The following is a 21107-nucleotide window of genomic DNA, read 5'->3' as shown; positions in this document are numbered from 1 at the left end:
TGCTTAACGAATTGAAACATGCAGTTGCGTGTATAACGTTATGGCTATAAGGTCTATAGCTTTATTGCACGAAATGAACTGTATGTATCAGTCAGTCATCTGGTCCTATAATTAATACGCAGCCACTCCCCTACGGGAGTGGCTTTTTTGTGTTTTCATAGCATTCACACATGGAAGGGGATGAACAGTACGGTAAGTTCTCATGAACATGTTCACGAATCATTTGAATTGCATGTTGTATCTACGGGTGTAGGGAATCAAGCATCTTTTGTAAAAGCTGCAAAGGACGTTTGGCCATGGGTGGACTACATCCATATACGAGAGAAACAATTCTCGTGGCAAGACAAGATCGGTTGGGCTGAAAGTCTGCGTAGCGTTGGCGTTCCGTCTTGTCGCATCGTTATCAATGGTTCAGAACTGCCACCACAGAATGACATCTATGGCGGTGTACATTGGGGGCAAGAGGCTATACGTAACTACAACCCTGCTGTTATAAGCAATGTCCAGCGAATTCGTCTGGGTGTATCTGTTCATTCAATCGATGAGGCAAAAATCGCTGAAGAACGGGGAGCTGATTACCTTTTCTTCGGGCATGTCTACTCAACCAACAGTAAGCCTGATCTTGAACCAAGAGGATTTTATGCTCTGGCTGAAGTGTGCTCTGGTGTCTCCATTCCTGTCATGGCAATTGGGGGCATCGAACCGGGAAACATTCACGCTATTCGCTCTGCAGGCGCACAGGGAGTCGCTGTGATCTCGAATGTATGGGCGAGCGATTCCCCGGATCGGGCTGCTGCATTATTAAGGCAGGCTATCGTTGCTACAGAAAGTTTGAGCCGCTGAATCAAGGAGATGAGAGGATGAAAAAGATCATTACTGATAGACCGGATAAGATTCATGCAGAAACGATTATTGTAGGTGGAGGCGTTGTTGGTTGTGCCATTGCGTATGAGCTTGCTTCCCGTGGACAGGATGTGATGTTGCTGGAGCGTTCGGCGATTGCGGGAGGCACTTCTTGTGCGGCGGCTGGAATGCTGGCGGCAGATAGTGAGGATTTTGCTCATCCTTTGATGGCTAAGCTCGCCAGACAGAGTAGACAGTTACTTCATGAGCAACAGGTGCTAATGGCTACACTAAGTGAGGCAGAGACTGGTCTGCAACGCCAGGGATTCCTAACTCCTTTTCGTTCATACAGTGAATTAAGTAGTTATAAGGACAATCGGAAGTCTGCGTTGTCTGCTTCTGCTGATGAGGTGTGGTGGGATCGTTCCGTTGTGCAACAGGAGGCATCATGGCTTAACAGAGATACGTATGGAGCCTACTACAGACCTTATGAGAGTGAGATTCTTCCAGTCCATCTAACGAAGGCATATGCTGAATCCGCTCAAGCATTGGGAGCGGGGGTCATTGAGGACATACAGGATATACGTGTGCAAGCAAACGAACACGGCGTGCAGGGGATCACCACATCGATCGGTGAGATGAAATGCAAACATGTCATTATAGCGGCTGGATTACAGAGTGAAGAGTTGATGAGACATGTGAATCTGAGCTTGCCTGTGTGGTCTGTAAAAGGTGAAATAGCCGCCGTTCAGTTCTCAAATGAACATGCAGGGTACAGACCTGACAGAACGGTGTATGCAGAGGATATCTATATTGTTCCCAAAGCCAATGGAGAGGTTTGGCTCGGGGCAACCAGTCTGCCAGGCAGAACGGATTTAAACGTTTCTGTACAGGGTGTTCAGAAGCTATTAACAGCGGCTACCCACTGGGTGCCTGGGATGAAAGAGGCACAATTTTTGCGGGCGTGGGCAGGCGTAAGGCCGGCAACTCCGGATGGTCTACCTTATATAGGTGCTTGCGAAAGTGTTCCCGGGCTGTTTGCCGCCTTTGGACATTACCGTAACGGTATTTTGCTCAGTGCGATAACAGGCAGACTAATCGCTGAATTGCTCGCGGGCAAAAGCTCAGAAGAGCTCGGAATTGAGGCGCTGAGCCCTGAGCGATTGAACAGAAAGGGAGTGGTGCAGTGAATATCATCGTTAATGGTCAACGGATGGAGATTGAAGACAGATTGAATCGTGTGGATAAATTACTCCAATCTTTTGATTTGCAAGTCAAGACTGTAGTTGTAGAGCTGAATAAGCATATTTTAACCCGCGAGTACCATGAAACGACGGCATTAAGAGAAGGCGATCGAATTGAGATTGTACATTTTGTAGGAGGCGGTTGATGATGTTGAACATTGGTAAATATACGTTTGAGTCCAGATTGTTGCTCGGAACAGGCAAGTTTTCCGATCTGGAAGTGCAAAGTCAGGCTGTGGAAGCATCTGAAACGGAAGTTTTAACCTTTGCTGTTCGTCGTCTGAATCTGGAGGAACGTAATCAGAAGCATTTCCTGGATACGTTGGATTTGGACAAATACACACTTCTTCCGAATACGGCGGGGGCTTCCAATGCGGAAGAGGCGGTGCGGATTGCTGAGCTTGCGCGGGCTTCAGGACTTTGTGATATGATAAAAGTCGAAGTCATCGGAGATGGAATGACGTTACTCCCAGATCCGATTGAAACGTACAAGGCTTGCGAAATTTTGCTTGAAAAGGGATTCACGGTATTGCCTTATATTTCGGATGATGTCATTCTAGCCAAAAGGCTGCAATTGCTTGGCGTACATGCTGTAATGCCTGGCGCTTCTCCCATCGGAGCTGGCAGAGGCATCATCAATCCCTATAACCTTGAGATCATCATTGAGCAGGCCGTTGTTCCTGTAATTGTAGATGCAGGATTGCGCTCCCCAAAAGATGCTGCTTATGCGATGGAACTTGGTGCCGATGGCGTATTGTTAAATACAGCCGTATCCGGATCAGGGGATCCAGTGAGCATGGCTAAAGCGATGCGATTGGGGGTAGAAGCGGGTAGATTGGCATATGAGGCAGGCATGATTCCCGTAAAGCGTTATGCAGCAGCCAGTAGTCCGGTGGAAGGAATGGTTCATACATGACAGATCAAATAACATCTTCCGAGCAGGCCGATCGTTATTCCAGACAGGAACGGTACGCGCCACTTGGCAAGGAAGGCCAGGCCAGATTAAAGGGCAGCAGAGTTTTAATTGTAGGCGCTGGCGCACTCGGAACAGGAATTGCAGAAACGTTAGTTCGTTCAGGAGTCGGACACTTAACGATTGTGGATCGTGATTATGTGGAGTGGAGTAACCTGCAGCGGCAGCAATTATATGTAGAACAGGACGCGATGGAGCGGATACCGAAGGCAATGGCGGCGGAAAAACGTTTATCTGCCATTAATTCCATGGTTCATGTGGAAGGGAAAGTGTTGGACGTCAGAGTAGATGAGTTGGAAGAACTCGTTCAGCATACAGACTTGATCATGGATGCAACGGATAACTTTGATACCCGACTACTTATTAATGATATGGCACAGAAGCACGGTATTCCCTGGATTTATGGTGGATGCGTAGGTAGTTATGGTATTACCTATACGTTTATGCCCGGAGATACGCCATGTTTAAATTGTTTGCTGGGTGAAGTCCCTCTGGGTGGAGATACTTGTGATACGTCTGGCATCATACCTCAAGCCGTACAGATGGTAACGGCGAATCAGACCGCAGAAGCGATGAAGTTACTTAGTGGCAATGCAAATGCATTGAGACGTAAGTTATTGTCATTTGACGTGTGGAGGAACGAATACATATCCATCAATGTGGATGGTGCGAAAAAGAAAGACTGTCCTTCCTGCGGAGATTCGGCAACGTATCCATATCTTTCTGCGTCCAATCTGGAGAAAACCGATGTGTTGTGTGGCAGGGATACGGTTCAAATCCGACCTGCACGGCGCATGAATCTGGATCTTCAACATACAGCGGAACGTCTGGATAGACTTCAAGAAGGAAAAGTGGAATCCAATCCGTTTCTGGTTTCTTTTACAACAGGAGTCCATAGAATGGTCATTTTCCAAGATGGACGTGTCCTCGTACACGGAACAAAAGACACAGCTGAAGCACGTACGCTCGTCCATCGCTACTTTGGTTAAAGCATGAAAGATGCAAAGTCTGTTCCCTTGAGGGAATGGACTTTTTCATTTTACGGCATGCTATCTGTACCAACCATTGCTGCGAGCAGTGGGGAAAGAGACAGGCCGGGTGAAAAAGAGTGAAAACAGCCATTTTGCTGATTGGAGCAGGAGAGCAGGTCAGCCTTATTCAGGATGTTTTATATAGAGAAGGGTATGAGGTGCAACGAATGGAGTGGTCCGAACTAAACCAATCCGTCGAGCCTTCGTTGTTGCATATTAACCTGATCATCCTGGTAGACCGGGAAGAGGGGACGAAACATTGTGGCCAGGATCAGAAATTAGAATTAAAACGATGGTTAGATAAAGGTCAGGTTATACCTCTACTGGTTATTACTTCAAATGCATCTCCTCAGTTCATCGTGGAATGGCTGGATTATGGAGCTAATGACGTGATGGAGGAACCTATCCACATGACCGTGATGCTTGCCAGAATACGAAACTTATTGCGTGTTTTTGCGAATGCAACACCAGAGGGCGAAGAAGTAATTGTAGTCCATGATCTTAAAGTTAATTTGCGTTCGAGGCGGGTAAATCGTGCGGGTGAATACCTGACATTAACGCCAAAAGAGTACGAATTGCTGGAATTCCTGGCCCTGCATGTGAATGAAGCATGTACCCGGAGTGATATTTTGCGGGAAGTATGGGGATATGAATATGCGATGAATACCAACGTTGTGGATGTGTATATCAAACATCTGAGGGTTAAGGTGGATAAGGGAAGAAGTGTGAAACTGATTCATACTGTGCGTGGGATCGGTTATATGTTGCATGATAAAAATTAGATTACGAAGTTAGTTCCATGAATCACCAGTTTAAAGTGTGGCAAAAAGAGGGTAAAAATAAAAGACCGGATAGTAACCTCCGGTCCTTACTGATTAGCTATGATGTGATTCTAAAGTACACGACGAGCTTTAACATACGTTCTCTTCCAAGTACCAGAGTCCAGATCAGAGAGGGTTACGCCTGGAGATCCATACGTATGCAGAATCTTACCATTTCCCGCATAAACGCCTACGTGAGTGACATTGGAACCGGTAGAACGGCTACCACTGGAGAAGAATACCAGATCTCCGACACGCAGATTAGCTTTAGACACAGCTTTACCTTCTTTGGATTGTTTCACGGAAGTGCGCGGCAAATCTACACCATACTTTTTGAAAATATATTTCATAAAAGAAGAGCAGTCAAAAACCTTGGTTGTTGAAGTTGAAGCACCAAATTTATATGGAGTTCCAGTGAATTTTTTGCCATAGTTAACAATCTGTTGACCTGTGGATACAGAAGCAGTTGCTGCCTGTGCAACAGGTGCGTTAGTCATTAGTACAGCTCCAAAACCTAGTGTAGCGCACAACCCGACGGTTACGGCCTTTTGGACAAAGATGTTTGTTTTCATGTTAGTTAGTACCTCCAAAATTCGTTTTCGTTAAGTTGCTAGAGCGAGTATAACAGCTTTGTAACAGCCTAGAAATTGGATAGGGAAGTGTAATCCCTTGCGCCACAATGGTTTGGGTATGTTTATTAAAATATGATTAAAAATGTCAAAAAATTAATCATTGACGGATGAAGAATATAGATGAATCAACAAAGACCCTTGAATATCAAGGGTCTTAGTTATGTGTGAACCTATTTACTTCATTGAATCACTGGTTACAAAAACGTAATAAATAACTATAAAGCATACGAGTAGATTCAATCTTTGCTCTGAATAATCAGTAATAAGCCGCTATCGATAGTGACTGTACCGGAGGAGCCTAAGAGCTTATTGCTTACACCCAAGGATTGTCCCATGCGTATGGTGGCTTGATCTAGTGGATACATAAAACCATCTAGAGTTATTCCTGTAACTTCATGAGTCAAGGGGAGCAGAGAAACATATTTATAGTCACGGTGCTCAACTTCAGCTTTGGATGTGGTCAGTGTCATGTAGTTGTGCTTGTCCTGAATGGCACAGGAGATATGATGCTGCATCGCGCGAACCATGATATGTACATTGGCGAGTGTGTGATCCATACGTGTACCTGTAGCACCTAACATTAAGATGTGAGATGGTTCGTAATCTAGCGCTGTCTCAAAAGCCATTTCTGTATCAGTAAGATCTTTATGAACAGGGTCACATGTAATGAATCGAATGCTATTGTTACTTACAATAATACGTTCCTCTTCATTAATGGAGTCGAAGTCACCAACTGAAATGTGTGGCTGAATGCCGTGTTCAATTAAAAATAATGCACCGCGATCGGCCGCGATGATCATATCATCTTCTCGTATTTCCTGAAGTAATTCTACAGATAAGTTTCCGCCTGTAAAAATAATAATCCGTTTCGCCGTCATTTTATTTCATCCTTCCTAATTCAGAGAAAAATAGTTCATAGTCCAAATATAATGTTGGAACCTGTACAAATATATTCACCAAATCAGTATAATCCACAAAATGTGGTTGCACAATTTCAGTGCTCGCGGATACAATGGGTAGAGCGACATGGAGATGACTTGAAAAGTGAGGTTTGAACAGGTTGGACTTACACATTTTTGAAGTATTCAGCATTATAGGCACTATCGCATTTGCAATGTCCGGCGCTTTCGTGGCAATGGAAGAGGAGTATGACATTCTGGGTGTACTAGTGCTTGGACTTGTCACGGCATTCGGAGGCGGGATTATCCGGAATGTACTTATAGGTATACCTGTAACGACACTATGGAGTCAGGGATCACTTATTATGTTAGCCTTAGTATCTGTAGCGATTGCGTTTATATTACCTCTCAAGTGGATTAGTCACTGGAAGCGAACAGAGGCGTTGTTTGATGCAATCGGACTCGCAGCATTTGCAATTCAAGGGGCGCTGTACGCGGCGAACATGGGACATCCCATTAGCGCAGTTATCGTTGCAGCAGTGATGACCGGTATTGGTGGAGGCGTTATTCGTGATGTGCTTGCTGGACGTAAACCGCTTGTATTGCGTGACGAAATCTATGCTGTATGGGCAATGACAGCCGGTTTTGTTATAGGTATGGGTTGGTTAACAACGAATGCTGGATTATTATTTTGTTTCGCGGCCGTTGTGTTTTTCCGGATGTGTTCTGTACATTATAAATGGAAACTGCCACGTCGTTCGTTGGTGCCATCTGAGACCGGAAACGTCAGTCCTCAGCCAGAGAGCATTGTGACACAGCCATCATCGTCGGTACTTCAAGGTACGTTAAGCAAGGGGGATTAATATGATTAATGTGTTGTTTGTATGTCTGGGTAATATATGTAGATCACCAATGGCTGAAGCCGTTTTGCGTCACAAAGTCCTTGAGAAGGGGCTCGAACACCAGATTCGTGTGGACTCTGCGGGTACAGGGGACTGGCATGTTGGTAAACCTCCGCATGAAGGGACTCGAAAATTGCTGGATTCGTACCAGATTTCTTATGCCAACATGGCAGCAAGACAGTTCGCCAGCGAAGACTTTACTCAATTTGATTACATTGTGTGTATGGACAATTCCAATGCAGATAATGTGCGCAACGTTCCAGGCGGAGCTGAGGCGGACATCATCAAGTTCATGGACATGCTTCCCGAGGAAAAACTCAGAGAAGTACCTGACCCATATTATACGGGCAATTTTGAAGAGGTGTACGAGCTGGTTAACGCAGGCTGCGATGTTCTGTTGAGTAAGATTGAAGCGGAACATTCCTTAGCCTAAAAAGTAAACGAAATTCATGCTTAATTTGTAATTCGACAAAGAAGCAGGAGCAGAGCACTTAAAGCAAGCAGGATATCCTGCTTCTTTTTCAGGTTACAATTGTAAGCGGTATCATTAAAACAAAAAACAATAGCGGCATTTCAGCCGCCTGTTAAAGTGGTCCTTTTATCTTTCCTGAAGAAAATAAAGTAATGCTTCGGGCAATTCCTTCTGCCAAAAACCCCATTGGTGTTTTCCGTCTTTCTCCTGGTAGGAGACGAGGGCACCACGTTTTTCCAGCAATTCTCGAGTATCCCGGTTTAATTGAACGAAATCATACGTACCTGTGTCTGCTTCGAAATCAGTCTCCTGCAAACCAACAATCATCCAGATCGAGAGCCAAGAAAGATCTTCAGCTGCGGCATAGATTTCCTGAGAAGCAGAGTAGAAGGCGCCAGACAGGCTGATCACACGTGTGAACAGATCCGGATATAACAGAGCAAGATGAAGCGAAACACTGCCACCGAGCGAGTCTCCGGCAAGAATGCGTTCCTGCGGAGAACGGCGCACAGGATATTTCTCTTCTATATAGGGAATAATCTCTTCAGCGAAGCAAGCGGTATATGCCTTGAACCGATCTCCAAATGGAGCATATTCCTTCGTTCTCACGGACACATCGACCTGAACCCCTACAATAATGAAAGGTTCGGCTCCTTCGTCCAGAATAATTTGGTTAGCTGTTGTAGCAATTCGTCCGAAATTAAAAAATTCTTCGCCATCCTGACAATATACGACAGGGTAGCTAAGCAATTCGTTATAGCCCGGAGGAAGGTAAATACGGAGCGTTCGCTTCTCTCCGAGATAGCGACTTTCAATCTCTTCCTTCACAATCGTGCGTTTCAAATAGCGGGAATCCGTCATAAAACGTCACCTTTCTCGGTTAATTTTTTGCATTCGACCGCGCAATACGGTAAGATTACCCTTGTGCGGGGTTAGGTCAAACACGCAGTCATGTATTATGCTGTTATACCAATATTAAGCCCCTGTTATACATACAATCCGGCAGGAAACATAAAAAAATTACGGATTTCTTTGACGTATGGAGTGAAACAGGTGTATAATAATATTATAACAGCGGAACTTGATATTCAAATTTTTTGTTGAGGTGAAGAAAAAAATGAGCAAGGTTCCTTATGAAGTGTATACAGAGGATGTAGAAGCTCTGTCCGTGCTGTCTCCTGACGGCGAAATTGTTAACAAAGACATGATGCCTACACTTTCCGATGATCAATTAAAAGAAATTATGTACCGCATGGTATTTACCCGTACTTGGGATGACCGTGCAGTAAACCTGGGCCGTCAAGGTCGTCTTGGTTTCTATGCTCCAGTATCTGGTCAAGAAGCTACAATGGTTGGTAGTGAATTTGCAATTGAAAAAGAAGACTTTGTATGTCCTGGCTATCGTGACATTCCGCAACTCGTATGGCATGGACTTCCTCTTTATCAAGCATTCTTGTACTCCCGTGGACACCAACATGGTGGACAAATTCCAGATGGCGTTAATGTATTGATGCCACAAATCATCATTGGTGCACAAATTCTGCATGCAATGGGTATCGCTATGGGTTACAAATTGAAGAAACAAAAACAAGTTGTTATCACGTACACAGGTGATGGCGGTTCTTCTGAAGGTGACTTCTATGAAGGTCTGAACTACGCTGGTGTATACAAACTGCCTGTTATCTTCTTTGTACAAAACAATGGTTATGCCATCACAACTCCTTTTGCTAAACAAACAGCAGCTCTGTCCATCGCTCACAAAGCGGTAGCAGCAGGTATCAAAGGTGTTAAAGTTGACGGTATGGACATCTTCGCTGTTATCAAAGCTGTTCAGGAAGCTGCTGAGCGCGGACGTAACGGAGAAGGCGCAACATTGATCGAAGCAGTAACTTATCGTTTCCGTCCTCACTCCCTTTCGGATGATGCTTCCAAGTATCGTACAAAAGAAGAAGAGGCTGAATGGTCTGCTAAAGATCCTATCGCACGTTTCGCTAAATATCTGGAGAAAAAAGGTCTTTGGACTGAAGAAGATACAGCACGTGTGAAAGAAGAAGCAAAAGCTAAAGTAAACGAAGAGATCAAAAAAGCGGAAAAAACCGAGAAAATGACGATTTCAGGCTTGATCGACAGCATGTTCGAACAAACGCCTAAGCACTTGGAAGAGCAAAAAGCTGATTTCCAATAAGTTTTTTCCGATAAAGCATAAACATCCGCGACTTTAATGTCCCGGTATACATGTACGAATTCAAATGTGAACTGTCAATGTTTAAGGAGGAAATGAAGCAAATGGCACAAATGAACATGAAAGAAGCAATCCGTGATGCGCTTCGCGTGGAGTTGAAACGTGATCCTAACGTTCTGCTTTTCGGTGAAGACGTAGGTAATGTAGGCGGCGTTTTCCGTGTAACGGAAGGTCTGCAAAAAGAGTTTGGCGAAGAGCGTGTATTTGATACACCATTGGCTGAGTCCGCTATTGGTGGTCTGGCTGTAGGTCTGGGTGTACAAGGCTTCCGTCCGGTTGCTGAGATCCAATTCGTTGGTTTTATCTTCGAAGCCCTTGACCAAATGGTAGTGCAAGCTGCTCGTATGCGTTTCCGCTCCGGTGGAAAATATAATTCTCCAATCGTATTCCGTACACCATTCGGTGGCGGCGTAAAAGCGGCAGAATTGCATACAGATTCCCTGGAAGGTCTGCTCACGCAAACACCAGGTATCAAAGTCGTTGTTCCTTCTAACCCTTACGATGCAAAAGGTCTGATGATCGCTTCTATTCGCGATAACGATCCTGTATTCTTCATGGAGCACTTGAACTTGTACCATGCTTTCCGTGCAGAAGTGCCTGAAGAAGATTACGTTGTTGAGTTGGGTAAAGCGAACGTTGTTCGTGAAGGTTCTGATGTAACGATCATTACTTACGGTATGATGGTTCACACTTCTGTGAAAGCAGCAGATGAACTCGAAAAACAAGGAATCAAAGTTGAAGTTATCGACCTTCGTACGGTTAGCCCAATCGACATCGATACTATCGTTGCTTCCGTTAAGAAAACAAACCGTGCAATTGTTGTACAGGAAGCTCAAAAGAGCGCAGGTGTTGCAGCTGAAGTCATTGCCCAAATCAATGAAAAAGCAATCCTGCACTTGGAAGCGCCGGTTCTGCGTGTAGCTGGTCCGGACACTGTATATCCATTTGCACAAATCGAAGATACATGGCTGCCTAACCCGGCGCGTATCATTGCTGCGGTTAACAAAGTCGTAAATTTCTAATTTAATCATCTGACATGCCGCAAGGCGCAGTATGGTGATTCACACCGCAGCGCAAGCTGCACTGTAAACAGCCATTAGCCCCTTGAGTAACAGTTATTTGCATTAGCAGTAACAGTTGTTTCTTGGAGTTAAGGGTTGTTTTCAGGATTGAGCACATAATCAAGGAGGTTTTTCAGTTGGCTAAATTTGAATATAAATTCCCTGAATTGGGCGAAGGCCTGCACGAAGGCGAAATCATCAAGATGCACATCAAAGTCGGTGACAAAGTAACTGACGACGACATCATCATGGAAGTACAGAACGACAAAGCGGTTGTAGAAGTACCTTGTCCGGTTAACGGAACAGTTACAGAAGTATTCGCTAAAGACGGTCAAGTCTGCCACGTTGGTGAAGTTGTAGCGATCATCGATGCAGAAGGCGAACTTCCTGAGCAAGACGACGCTCCTGCTGGCGATCAAGGCGAGCAAGAGAAAGATGCAGCTCAAGGCGGAGCTGACACAAGCGGTTCTTCTGCAGCAGCTTCCAGCTCGGATGCAGCTAAAGAAGGCGGCAACAACAGCGTTCCGGCAGTACCTGCCAAAGACGTTCTGGCAACACCAAGCGTGCGTAAATTTGCTCGCGAACAAGGTGTAGACATCGCTCAGGTTAACGGCACTGGCAACAACGGTAAAGTAACCAAAGAAGATGTTGAATCCTTCAAAAACGGTGGCGGTTCTTCCGCAGCGGCATCTTCCGAAGCTCCGGCTCAAGAAGAGAAAAAATCCGCAGCACCAGCAGCTGCAGCTGATCAACACGTTGAAGAAGAGCGCGTACCATTCAAAGGTATCCGTAAAGCGATCTCTAATGCAATGGTTAAATCGGCTTACACAGCACCTCACGTTACAATCATGGACGAAGTGGACGTAACTGAATTGGTTGCTTTCCGTACTCGCATGAAACCAATCGCAGAGAAAAAAGGAACAAAAGTTACTTATCTGCCATTCATCGTTAAAGCACTGGTTGCGGCTTCCCGCCAATTCCCGGCTCTGAACGCTATGATTGATGAAGAAGCTAACGAAATTGTTTACAAAAAATACTACAACATCGGTATCGCTACAGATACAGACAACGGCTTGATCGTTCCTGTTATCAAAGATGCTGATCGTAAATCCATCTGGATGATTGCTGATTCTATCCGTGATCTGGCTGCTCGTGGTCGTGAGGGCAAATTGAGCGCGAATGAAATGAGAGGAAGCACAATCTCCATCAGTAACATCGGTTCTGCTGGCGGTATGTTCTTCACTCCAATCATCAACTTCCCTGAAGTTGCTATTCTTGGAACAGGACGCATCAGCGAAAAAGCAGTGATCAAAAACGGCGAAGTAGTTGCAGCACCTGTAATGGCTCTTTCCCTGAGCTTTGACCACCGTATCATCGATGGCGCAACAGCACAAAACTTTATGAATTACATTAAACAGCTGCTCGCTAACCCTGAGCTGCTTGTTATGGAGGTGTAAGATATGGTAGTAGGCGACGCTTCTCTCAATATCGACACATTAGTAATTGGTGCGGGTCCTGGCGGCTATGTAGCTGCCATCCGCGCTGCTCAACTGGGCCAAAGCGTATTGATCGTAGACAAATCCGAACTGGGCGGTGTTTGTTTGAACCGTGGATGTATTCCATCCAAAGCCCTGATCTCTGCTGCACACCAATATGAGTCTGCACTTCACGGTGAAGCTTTTGGTATCTCTGCTGAGAACGTAAAAGTGGACTTCAGCAAAACTCAAGAGTTCAAAAACGGCGTTGTTAAGAAAATGACTGGCGGCGTAGCTGGTTTGCTCAAAGGCAACAAAGTTGAAGTTTTCAACGGTGAGTGCATGTTCATCAACGAAAACGAAGCTCGTGTATTCAATGACCACGAGTCTCCACGTTACAAATTTAAAAATGCAATTATTGCAACAGGTTCCCGTCCAATCGAACTGAAACCTTTCCCGTTTGGCGGACGCATTCTGTCTTCGACAGAAGCTCTGAATTTGCCTGAAGTACCAAAAAGCATGATCGTTATCGGTGGCGGATATATCGGTGCTGAGCTTGGTCAAATGTACTCCAAATTCGGTGCGAAAGTAACAATCATCGAAGGTTTGGATACAGTACTGCCAGGTTTCGATAAAGACATGACTAGCCTCGTGGCTAAAAACATGAAGAAAACAGGCATCGAAATCGTAACGGGTGCAAAAGCTGAAAGTGCTGAGCAAACGGATAAAGAAGTAACTGTTAAGTACTCTGTAAATGGTGAGTCCAAAGAAGTAACTGCAGATTACCTGCTGGTAACTGTTGGACGTCGTCCAAACACAGATGGAGAACTGGGTCTCGACATGATTGGTGTTGACGTTGACGAGCGTGGATTTGTCAAAGTTGACCACCAAGGTCGTACCAGCATTCCTCACATCTTTGCTATCGGTGACATCGTATCTGGCTTGGCTCTGGCACACAAAGCTTCTTATGAAGGTAAAGTGGCTGCTGAAGCAATCGCAGGACAACCATCTGTAGTTGACTACAAATGTATGCCAGCTGTTGTGTTCACAGATCCAGAATGTTCCAGCGTAGGTTACACTGAAAAAGAAGCTAAAGAAAAAGGTTACAAAGTAAAAGCAGGCAAGTTCCCTTATGCGGGTAACGGCCGTGCTGTATCTTTGAACCACGCTGAAGGCTTCGTGAAAATCGTAGCTGACGAAGAAAGCGGCCTTGTATTGGGTTGCCAAATCGTAGGTCTGGAAGCTTCCAACCTGATTGCTGAGCTTGGTTTGGCAATTGAGATGGGCGCAACTTTGGAAGATCTGGCTCTCACAATTCACGCTCACCCAACTTTGGGCGAAATCGTGATGGAAGCTGCGGAATTGGTTATGGGTCACCCGATCCACATCATCTCCCGTTAAGATCATCTAAGCTTCGGATCCGTCCGGCATTATACGTATATCAGAAGAGACGAATGACGTTAACGCGTTATTCGTCTCTTTTTTCTGAGCAAGAGCCGAGAAATTTAAGATACTCGTGTATGTAATATGATGAAAATTTACACGCTCATAAGTTTCAGTGAATTGATTTTATCCAACAACTCAATTGTGGTACACTGTAGTAATGATCAGTTATGATGTGGCTCCAAGCCAATCACGGTCTATATATTTAGTTAAACTAACCTTTTACACGAGAACGTAGAGGACAGAAAAAACCTGAAGAAGCGGAGCTAAAAGCTTTCTGAAGGAAAGCTGCATCGGAAGCATACGCTTCGCCTTTATCACCGGATTTTACCTTTGGAAAAGGAGATTAAAAAAACCTGGGGATAACAGCGATCGGAAGGTTGTTCTGTCATCGGAGTGGTAAGTGTAAATATTCTTTAGTGAGGGGATTTCAACATGAAAAACTATCTCGATTTATTGCAGGATATTCTGAACAACGGCGTGCATAAAGGAGACCGTACAGGAACAGGAACACAATCTGTATTTGGCAGACAACTCCGTTATGATCTCTCCGAAGGATTTCCGCTGGTAACAACCAAACGAATTCATCTCAAATCGGTTATTCATGAACTGTTATGGTTTTTGAGTGGCGATACCAATATATCTTATTTGAAAGAAAACGGTGTGAAGATCTGGGACGATTGGGCGGACGAAAATGGGGATCTCGGTCCGGTATACGGCTCGCAGTGGCGCACATGGGAAGCACCAAACGGAGAAAAAATTGATCAGATCGCTGCAGTAATTGATTCGATCAAAAATAATCCAGATTCGCGTCGTCACCTTGTCAGTGCATGGAATGTGGCTGAGATCAATAATATGAAGCTTCCACCTTGTCATTTTGCGTTTCAGTTTTACGTTGCAGAGGGTAAATTATCTTGTATGCTTACGATGCGTTCCGTGGATACGTTCCTCGGATTGCCGTTTAACATCGCGAGTTATGCGCTCTTGACTCATATGATCGCCCAGCAATGTGATCTTGAGGTAGGTGAGTTCATCTGGTCTGGAGGGGATGTTCACATCTACTCTAACCATGTTGATCAGGTTAAAACTCAGCTGGAGCGTGAACCTTATGCTTTACCTAAGCTGGTAATCAAACGTAAACCGGATTCTATTTTTGATTATAAGTTTGAAGATTTCGAGTTTGAGAACTATCAGCATCATCCGGGCATTAAAGCTCCAATTGCAGTCTAATTATGTATTCAATCTCGACAAGAGACTTGGATTGAAGGAGTGTATTACCCTTGAGTATTGAATTGGTATGGGCAATGGGGGGAAACGGTGTGATCGGATTGAATAATTCGATTCCATGGCGGTTACCCAAAGATATGGCCTTTTTCAAACAACGTACGCTGAACAAAACAATTATCATGGGACGTAATACGTGGGAATCTTTTGGCGGTAAGCCGCTTCCTCAGCGTCGTAATATTGTAGTGACAAGAGATCTGAACTACAAGGTGGAACAGGCTGAAATCGTACATACGATTGAGGAGGGTCTGAGTGTAACCAAAGGTGAGGAACTGTGCGTAATTGGGGGTTCCCAAGTGTATCGTGAGTTCCTGCCACTTGCAGATCGTCTTGTGGTGACTAAAATTCATGAGAATTTTGAGGGAGATACGTTTTTCCCTGAAGTGGATTGGTCCGAATGGGAACTGATTGAACAGATTGAAGGCGAACAGGATGAAAAAAATGTTCATGCGTATACATTTGAATTTTACGAACGTAAACGGTAAATGTGGCATAAGAAATTCCTGACTTCGGTCGTATTTGTATGATGAGAGGCGCTGATTGCGAAATATTCGTGAACAGCGTCTTTTCTTTATAAAAAAAATGAGTCACTTGTTTAAACTGGAATACATATAACATTAATATAACATAAGTAATTGGTATTTATGTATATTATACATACGGCCAAGCATTAAACAGTAAAAAAGTGTAAAAGTTTTGAGGTTTTAACGTTGTGAAGCCCTAAAACAGGTCTGATATTCGGAATTTAGAACGATTTATAGCAAAATATGTTGAATTTGATGACAAATTATCTGACATTCACTTAACGTTTCGACCTTTTATTTCTTTAACACACACCAGATTTCGCAGTTCAAAACCACATTTAACACCAAAATAAGGGTATTGACCATGGGTAGACTTGAAAGATATGATGTATAAAATACAAATAATTATGCGGATAATCCATTTAATATTCAGCACAGTAAATGCTACTATAATTGAAATATCTTCGAGAAGATTTTGTGATACAATAGACAAAAACTCAAGTAATGAGTAATCCATTTCATATAGAACCATGCACATGAAGGGATTAAGACAAGAACGGATGGGGGAAAACGTAAGATGTCTACACCTACTGGATTTATGGAATACAAACGTCAACTGCCAACAGATCGTGAGCCAGCGGAGCGGATTAAGGATTGGGAAGAGTTTCATAAACACATGGCTGAAGAAGAGCTCAGAACACAAGGTGCACGATGCATGGATTGTGGTACCCCGTATTGCCATACAGGTATAGATATGATTGGCGGCACGTCAGGTTGCCCCGTGCATAACCTGATTCCAGAATGGAATAATCTTGTATATCGCGGACTGTGGAGAGAAGCACTTGAGCGCCTTCACAAAACGAATAATTTCCCAGAGTTTACAGGTCGCGTCTGTCCAGCTCCTTGCGAAGGATCATGTACAGTTGGCTTAATTGGTCAGCCTGTAACCATCAAAACGATTGAAGAAGCAATTATTGAAAAAGGTTTCGAAGAAGGATGGGTGGTTCCCCAACCTCCTGAAAAACGCACGGGTAAACGTGTAGCTGTGGTAGGCTCAGGTCCAGCGGGATTAGCTACTGCGGCTCAGTTGAATAAAGCAGGACACTCGGTAACCGTATATGAGCGTTCGGACCGTGTCGGCGGATTGCTGATGTACGGTATCCCAACGATGAAATTGGATAAAAACGTAGTTCAACGTCGTGTTGATCTGCTCGAAGCAGAAGGCATTCAATTCATTACGAACACCGAGATTGGTAAAGATATTGCAGCACAACAACTGGTGGATGAATATGACGCTGTTGTATTGTGCGGTGGTGCAACGAAGCCGCGTGAATTCAATATTGAAGGCAGCGACTTGAAAGGCGTTCATTACGCAATGGATTTCCTGAATGGCAGCATTAAGAGTTATCTGGACTCCAATCTGGAAGATGGTCAATATCTGTCCGCTAAAGATAAAGATATTATCGTCATTGGTGGCGGTGATACAGGATCTGACTGTGTGGCTACATCGCTGCGCCATGGTTGTCGTACGATCACTCAATTCGGTACGCATACACAAGCGCCTATGGAGCGTGACCGCATTAACAACCCTTGGCCGCAATTCCCGAACGTATACACACTTGATTATGCGCAAGAGGAAGCCAAAGCGTTGTTTGGTCAAGATCCGCGTGAGTTCTCCATCATGACAACAAAATTTGTTGGAGACGATGAGGGGAACCTCAAAGAATTGCATACAGTACAGATCGAGCGTATTGTGGATGAGACTGGTCGCAAGATTTATCAGCCGATTCCAGGTACAGAGCGTGTATTCCCGGCTCAGATGGCCATGATTGCCATTGGTTTTGACGGACCGGAACAAACGTTGGTCGAGCAACTGGGACTTGCAACAGATCGTCGCACAAACGTTAAGGCACGTTACGGCAAATACAACACCAATGTGGATAAAGTATTTGCAGCAGGTGACATGCGTCGTGGTCAAAGCTTGGTTGTATGGGCAATTAATGAAGGCCGTGAGGCTGCTCGTGAAGTGGACAAATACTTGATGGGTGCTTCGGTTCTGGTGTAAAAGTATAGAACAAGATATCAATGACAACCTTCGCGATCAGCGAGGGTTGTTTGCTGTTATTTTAACCAATTTGACTACATATTTCATGTAAGTGTGAGCAATATCATTGCTTTTTAAGTGATAAAGATTTATTATTATATTATAATGATTATAAATAAGGATTAACTGAAACCATGAATCTCTACGATAAAAGTAAATTTCAATGAATATAAATCGGAGGTGCGACCTGCTATGGCAAGTAACCGGGACAAGTCCATTTCAGAACAGATCTTTCACATTAAAAATCAATTGGTTGAAAAAGGATATAAGTTAACACAACAACGGGAAGTTACTGTACGTGTATTGCTTGAACATGAAAAGGATCATTTTAGCGCAGAGGAAGTATTCCTGCTGGTTAAGGAGCAGTTCCCTGAGATTGGATTGGCTACCGTATACCGCACTCTCGAACTGCTGAGTGACCTTCAGGTCGTTGAAAAGATTAACTTTGGTGACGGCGCTGCGCGCTTTGATCTGCGAAGTACAGACGGTTCCCATCACCACCATCATTTGATCTGTACAGAATGTGGTAAAGTGGAAGAGATTATGGAAGATGGTCTGCTTCGTTTGGAACAACAAATCGAGCGTCAGTATGGCTTTGCTGTTACGGATCATCGTCTGGATTTCCAAGGAGTATGCAAAGAGTGCAGACAAAAGCATGTATTAAAGGAACAGGCAGCAGGATAATTCATTTCGGGAAGGTGCTCCCGAATCCAAAATCTGATATAATGAGTTTCAGAAGCAAGGGGCTTCCGTCGGCGGAATGCCCCTTTTTGCCGTCATGCGGACGGTGAAGGAGGAGAGATGGACGGATGAAGACACTGGTTATAGCGGAAAAACCCGACATGGGTCGAACCATTGCCGCCGTCATAGAACCAAAGGCCAAGAACAATCGCACGTATCTGGAGGGTGAACATTACATCATCACTTGGGCGATAGGGCATTTGCTTGGACTGGCTGAACCGGATGCCTATGATACAAAGTACAAACGCTGGAATATAGCGGACCTGCCGATCATACCCGATCAGTTCAAGATTGTACCCAATCCGAGGACTAAAGATCAGCTTAAAATGATTGGAGAACTGGCAAAACGGGCTTCAGCGATCGTTAATGCTTGCGATGCAGGGAGAGAAGGTCAGTACATCTTCGCCCTCATACAACAGCAATTGAAGCTGCGTCAGCCTGTAAAGCGTTTATGGATATCGGATTTGACGGCAGAGAGCATTAGACGTGGTTTTGATGGTCTGAAGGATGCCTCTGAATTTGAAAATCTGACCCATGCTGCTCGCGCCAGAAGTGAAGCCGATTGGCTGATCGGGATGAATGCCTCACGGGCGTTTACAACCCGCCATAATGCATTGTTGTCTGTAGGCCGTGTGCAGACGCCGGTACTCGCGCTAATCTACGATCGTGAAATCGAGATTGAAGCGTTCCAGTCACAGACCTTTTATGAAGTAGCCGCCTGGTTTCGGCAGGAAGGTGTTGAGTACCGGGGACTGCGTCAGGGAGATAAGTTGACCGATGCGGAGGCAGCAGAGGCCATTGCAGCCAGTGTGAAGGGCAAGACAGGGCAGATTACCAAATACGAAGCGAAGCAGACGAAGGAGTATCCGTATCGTTTGTATGACCTGACCCTTTTACAGCGTGAAGCCAATGCCAAGTTTGGATATGGTGCCAAAAAAACACTGGATATCGCGCAGGCCTTGTATGAAAAACACAAGGTGATTTCGTATCCGCGGACAAACTCCAACTATGTTACAGAACAGAATATTGAAGGTATGCACAAAACACTAAACCTGCTTAAAAATGGTACCTATAGTGAGCTTGCGCAGGGGGCCAAGCCGGAGCTTGTTCATAAGAATAATAAAGGGGTATGTAATCCGAGCAGGGTTGAGGATCACCATGCGATCCTACCTACTTTGAAGCGACCAGGTACCTTATCCAAGGATGAGCAGAACATCTATGATTTGATTGTCCGACGTTTCTTGTCTCACTTTTATCCTCCGGCAGAGTATAAGCAACATACCGTGCTCACCGAAGTGGAGAAACATCAGTTTAAGACATCTGTCAAAGAGCTGTTGTCCCTCGGATGGAAAGTGGTTCTCGGTTCTGGAGATCAGGAACAGGGCGGTGCAGGCAAGAAGAAGACCAAGAAAAACGGCAATGAGGAAGAGGAAGCTGAAGAGTGGACGGACAAGGCTTTTAGTGTGCAACCTGAATTGCCTGTTCAATGCACGAAGAGTGAGTTCAAGGAGAAGGCGACTCAACCTCCCAAAAGTTATACCGAGGGAACATTGCTGAAAGCGATGGAGAGTGCAGGCAAGCAGATCGAGAATGAAGAGCTGCGAGACGCGATGAAAGATAGTGGCCTGGGTACCCCGGCTACACGTGCGGCTACAATTGAGCGTCTCAAAAACGTAGGTTACATTACGCTACAAGGGAAGAAAATGCAGTTAACGCTCAAAGGCAGAACGGCTATTGAGTTGATTCGTCGCGCGGGTGTAGATCTGTTAACTTCACCTGAGATGACCGGGCAATGGGAAAGAAGGTTATATCAGATTTCCAAAGGTGAGGCGGGTCAGGACAAGTTCATGGAGAACGTCAAGAAATTCACCTTGTCCATCATTGAGAAAGTGCGTGTACAAGCTCCTGCTCCAGCAGATGCTTTTGGAGAAGATTCACGGGCAGGCAGGGGGAAAGGCAAGGGAGCCAGAACCCAGGCAGGCAATACAAGGACATCTGCCAAGACGGCTAGTGGCGGTTCAACTGTAAAAATGTCCCGTCAGGCTACGGTATCTTCGTCCAGAGCTGGCACTGGGAAAAGCACGACCACCAAGGCGCCGTCCTCAAGTGCGAGCCCATCTGGAGTGAGAGAGTTACTGGCACCTTGCCCTTCTCCCGGCTGCTCGGGTCAGATTATAGAGGGCAAGAAGGGTTATGGATGCTCACGTTTCAAGGAAGGCTGTTCATTTGTGGTCTGGAAAGAGTATGCAGGCAAGAAAATCACCAGTAAGATGTTAAAATCGCTGATTGAGAAGGGCAGTACACAAGTACTATCGTTCAAACGAAAAGACGGGAGTACGGTGAAAGCGCGTATTATTTTGCAGGACGTAGTAACAGGCAAATTATCTGGTGAGAAGCAGGATGCTTGATCTTAGTT

General features: G+C 44.9%; 20 protein-coding genes. 17 read left to right on the top strand and 3 right to left on the bottom strand.

The window, feature by feature from the left end; translation table 11 throughout:
* Positions 1–180 precede the first annotated feature (180 nt).
* The 6 genes from MKY95_RS18410 to MKY95_RS18385 all read left to right on the top strand — a co-directional run bounded on the left by MKY95_RS18410 (position 181) and on the right by MKY95_RS18385 (position 4873).
* On the top strand, positions 181–843 hold the full coding sequence (locus MKY95_RS18410; RefSeq protein WP_339193723.1) for a thiamine phosphate synthase: 663 nt from the start codon (positions 181–183) through the stop codon (positions 841–843).
* A 17-nt stretch (positions 844–860) separates the two neighbouring features.
* Positions 861–2033, top strand: coding sequence for a glycine oxidase ThiO (thiO, locus tag MKY95_RS18405; protein WP_339193721.1), 1173 nt, complete (start codon positions 861–863; stop codon positions 2031–2033).
* A complete protein-coding gene (thiS, locus tag MKY95_RS18400; RefSeq protein WP_036613636.1) occupies positions 2030–2233 on the top strand; it encodes a sulfur carrier protein ThiS in 204 nt (67 codons plus the stop codon). Before thiO ends, thiS begins: the two co-directional genes overlap by 4 nt.
* 2 nt (positions 2234–2235) lie before the next feature.
* The gene (locus tag MKY95_RS18395; protein WP_289392812.1) at positions 2236–3003 is read left to right on the top strand and encodes a thiazole synthase; all 768 of its coding nucleotides are present in this window, start codon (positions 2236–2238) and stop codon (positions 3001–3003) included.
* Entirely contained in the window at positions 3000–4049 is a 1050-nt protein-coding gene (locus MKY95_RS18390) for a ThiF family adenylyltransferase (RefSeq protein ID WP_339193719.1), read from the top strand. The genes MKY95_RS18395 and MKY95_RS18390 overlap by 4 nt, the downstream gene beginning before the upstream one ends.
* Before the next feature lie 119 nt (positions 4050–4168).
* The gene (locus tag MKY95_RS18385; protein ID WP_339193718.1) at positions 4169–4873 is read left to right on the top strand and encodes a response regulator transcription factor; all 705 of its coding nucleotides are present in this window, start codon (positions 4169–4171) and stop codon (positions 4871–4873) included.
* A 110-nt stretch (positions 4874–4983) separates the two neighbouring features.
* On the opposite strand, the gene MKY95_RS18380 is transcribed toward MKY95_RS18385, so the two are convergent.
* Complete coding sequence (locus tag MKY95_RS18380; RefSeq protein ID WP_253509110.1) at positions 4984–5484, bottom strand: C40 family peptidase; 501 nt, start codon at positions 5482–5484, stop codon at positions 4984–4986.
* Between the two features lie 296 nt (positions 5485–5780).
* Positions 5781–6422 (bottom strand): thiamine diphosphokinase, encoded by a 642-nt coding sequence (locus MKY95_RS18375; RefSeq protein ID WP_339193716.1) that lies wholly within the window; start codon positions 6420–6422, stop codon positions 5781–5783.
* Between the two features lie 182 nt (positions 6423–6604).
* Here MKY95_RS18375 and MKY95_RS18370 point away from each other — a divergent pair, with 182 nt between their 5' ends.
* Both MKY95_RS18370 and MKY95_RS18365 read left to right on the top strand, forming a co-directional pair.
* A complete protein-coding gene (locus MKY95_RS18370; protein WP_100527391.1) occupies positions 6605–7306 on the top strand; it encodes a trimeric intracellular cation channel family protein in 702 nt (233 codons plus the stop codon).
* 1 nt (position 7307) lies between these two features.
* A complete protein-coding gene (locus MKY95_RS18365) occupies positions 7308–7778 on the top strand; it encodes a low molecular weight protein-tyrosine-phosphatase (RefSeq protein ID WP_339193715.1) in 471 nt (156 codons plus the stop codon).
* Between the two features lie 165 nt (positions 7779–7943).
* On the opposite strand, the gene MKY95_RS18360 is transcribed toward MKY95_RS18365, so the two are convergent.
* Entirely contained in the window at positions 7944–8678 is a 735-nt protein-coding gene (locus MKY95_RS18360) for an alpha/beta hydrolase-fold protein (RefSeq protein WP_100527393.1), read from the bottom strand.
* Between the two features lie 256 nt (positions 8679–8934).
* Between MKY95_RS18360 and pdhA the strand changes: the two genes are divergently transcribed.
* From pdhA to MKY95_RS18315, 9 genes are all read left to right on the top strand, one after another.
* Positions 8935–10002 carry a pyruvate dehydrogenase (acetyl-transferring) E1 component subunit alpha gene (gene pdhA, locus MKY95_RS18355; RefSeq protein WP_017688072.1) on the top strand — a complete coding sequence of 356 codons (1068 nt, stop codon included), beginning with the start codon at positions 8935–8937 and terminating at the stop codon, positions 10000–10002.
* A 101-nt stretch (positions 10003–10103) separates the two neighbouring features.
* The gene (locus MKY95_RS18350) at positions 10104–11081 is read left to right on the top strand and encodes an alpha-ketoacid dehydrogenase subunit beta (protein ID WP_100527394.1); all 978 of its coding nucleotides are present in this window, start codon (positions 10104–10106) and stop codon (positions 11079–11081) included.
* Between the two features lie 176 nt (positions 11082–11257).
* On the top strand, positions 11258–12577 hold the full coding sequence (locus tag MKY95_RS18345; RefSeq protein ID WP_047843378.1) for a dihydrolipoamide acetyltransferase family protein: 1320 nt from the start codon (positions 11258–11260) through the stop codon (positions 12575–12577).
* 3 nt (positions 12578–12580) lie between these two features.
* Positions 12581–13996 (top strand): dihydrolipoyl dehydrogenase, encoded by a 1416-nt coding sequence (lpdA, locus tag MKY95_RS18340; protein WP_339193714.1) that lies wholly within the window; start codon positions 12581–12583, stop codon positions 13994–13996.
* A 477-nt stretch (positions 13997–14473) separates the two neighbouring features.
* The gene (gene thyA, locus MKY95_RS18335; RefSeq protein WP_339193713.1) at positions 14474–15268 is read left to right on the top strand and encodes a thymidylate synthase; all 795 of its coding nucleotides are present in this window, start codon (positions 14474–14476) and stop codon (positions 15266–15268) included.
* 50 nt (positions 15269–15318) lie between these two features.
* Positions 15319–15807, top strand: a complete 489-nt coding sequence (locus tag MKY95_RS18330) for a dihydrofolate reductase (protein ID WP_339193712.1) — start codon at positions 15319–15321, stop codon at positions 15805–15807.
* Positions 15808–16423: 616 nt separating this feature from the next.
* Positions 16424–17911: a glutamate synthase subunit beta gene (locus MKY95_RS18325; RefSeq protein ID WP_036673826.1), complete on the top strand. Its 1488-nt coding sequence runs from the start codon at positions 16424–16426 to the stop codon at positions 17909–17911.
* A 231-nt stretch (positions 17912–18142) separates the two neighbouring features.
* Positions 18143–18634 (top strand): Fur family transcriptional regulator, encoded by a 492-nt coding sequence (locus tag MKY95_RS18320; RefSeq protein ID WP_036613667.1) that lies wholly within the window; start codon positions 18143–18145, stop codon positions 18632–18634.
* A 125-nt stretch (positions 18635–18759) separates the two neighbouring features.
* Positions 18760–21099 (top strand): type IA DNA topoisomerase, encoded by a 2340-nt coding sequence (locus MKY95_RS18315; protein WP_036673825.1) that lies wholly within the window; start codon positions 18760–18762, stop codon positions 21097–21099.
* The last annotated feature ends 8 nt before the right edge of the window (positions 21100–21107 follow it).

Source organism: Paenibacillus sp. FSL P4-0176, from assembly GCF_037975265.1.
Classification (GTDB): Bacteria; Bacillota; Bacilli; order Paenibacillales; family Paenibacillaceae; genus Paenibacillus; species Paenibacillus amylolyticus.
Note: the sequence above shows the minus strand (reverse complement) of the source record. Positions and strands in the feature narration are given on the sequence as shown.

Bases quoted from the DNA above. Each gene is read 5' to 3' on its own strand.
- MKY95_RS18410 (WP_339193723.1), top strand. From the start codon at position 181: ATGAACAGTACGGTAAGTTCTCATGAACATGTTCACGAATCATTTGAA.
- thiO (WP_339193721.1), top strand. From the start codon at position 861: ATGAAAAAGATCATTACTGATAGACCGGATAAGATTCATGCAGAAACG.
- MKY95_RS18395 (WP_289392812.1), top strand. From the start codon at position 2,236: ATGTTGAACATTGGTAAATATACGTTTGAGTCCAGATTGTTGCTCGGA.
- MKY95_RS18390 (WP_339193719.1), top strand. From the start codon at position 3,000: ATGACAGATCAAATAACATCTTCCGAGCAGGCCGATCGTTATTCCAGA.
- MKY95_RS18380 (WP_253509110.1), bottom strand. From the start codon at position 5,484: ATGAAAACAAACATCTTTGTCCAAAAGGCCGTAACCGTCGGGTTGTGC.
- MKY95_RS18375 (WP_339193716.1), bottom strand. From the start codon at position 6,422: ATGACGGCGAAACGGATTATTATTTTTACAGGCGGAAACTTATCTGTA.
- MKY95_RS18365 (WP_339193715.1), top strand. From the start codon at position 7,308: ATGATTAATGTGTTGTTTGTATGTCTGGGTAATATATGTAGATCACCA.
- MKY95_RS18360 (WP_100527393.1), bottom strand. From the start codon at position 8,678: ATGACGGATTCCCGCTATTTGAAACGCACGATTGTGAAGGAAGAGATT.
- pdhA (WP_017688072.1), top strand. From the start codon at position 8,935: ATGAGCAAGGTTCCTTATGAAGTGTATACAGAGGATGTAGAAGCTCTG.
- MKY95_RS18350 (WP_100527394.1), top strand. From the start codon at position 10,104: ATGGCACAAATGAACATGAAAGAAGCAATCCGTGATGCGCTTCGCGTG.
- lpdA (WP_339193714.1), top strand. From the start codon at position 12,581: ATGGTAGTAGGCGACGCTTCTCTCAATATCGACACATTAGTAATTGGT.
- thyA (WP_339193713.1), top strand. From the start codon at position 14,474: ATGAAAAACTATCTCGATTTATTGCAGGATATTCTGAACAACGGCGTG.
- MKY95_RS18325 (WP_036673826.1), top strand. From the start codon at position 16,424: ATGTCTACACCTACTGGATTTATGGAATACAAACGTCAACTGCCAACA.
- MKY95_RS18320 (WP_036613667.1), top strand. From the start codon at position 18,143: ATGGCAAGTAACCGGGACAAGTCCATTTCAGAACAGATCTTTCACATT.
- MKY95_RS18315 (WP_036673825.1), top strand. From the start codon at position 18,760: ATGAAGACACTGGTTATAGCGGAAAAACCCGACATGGGTCGAACCATT.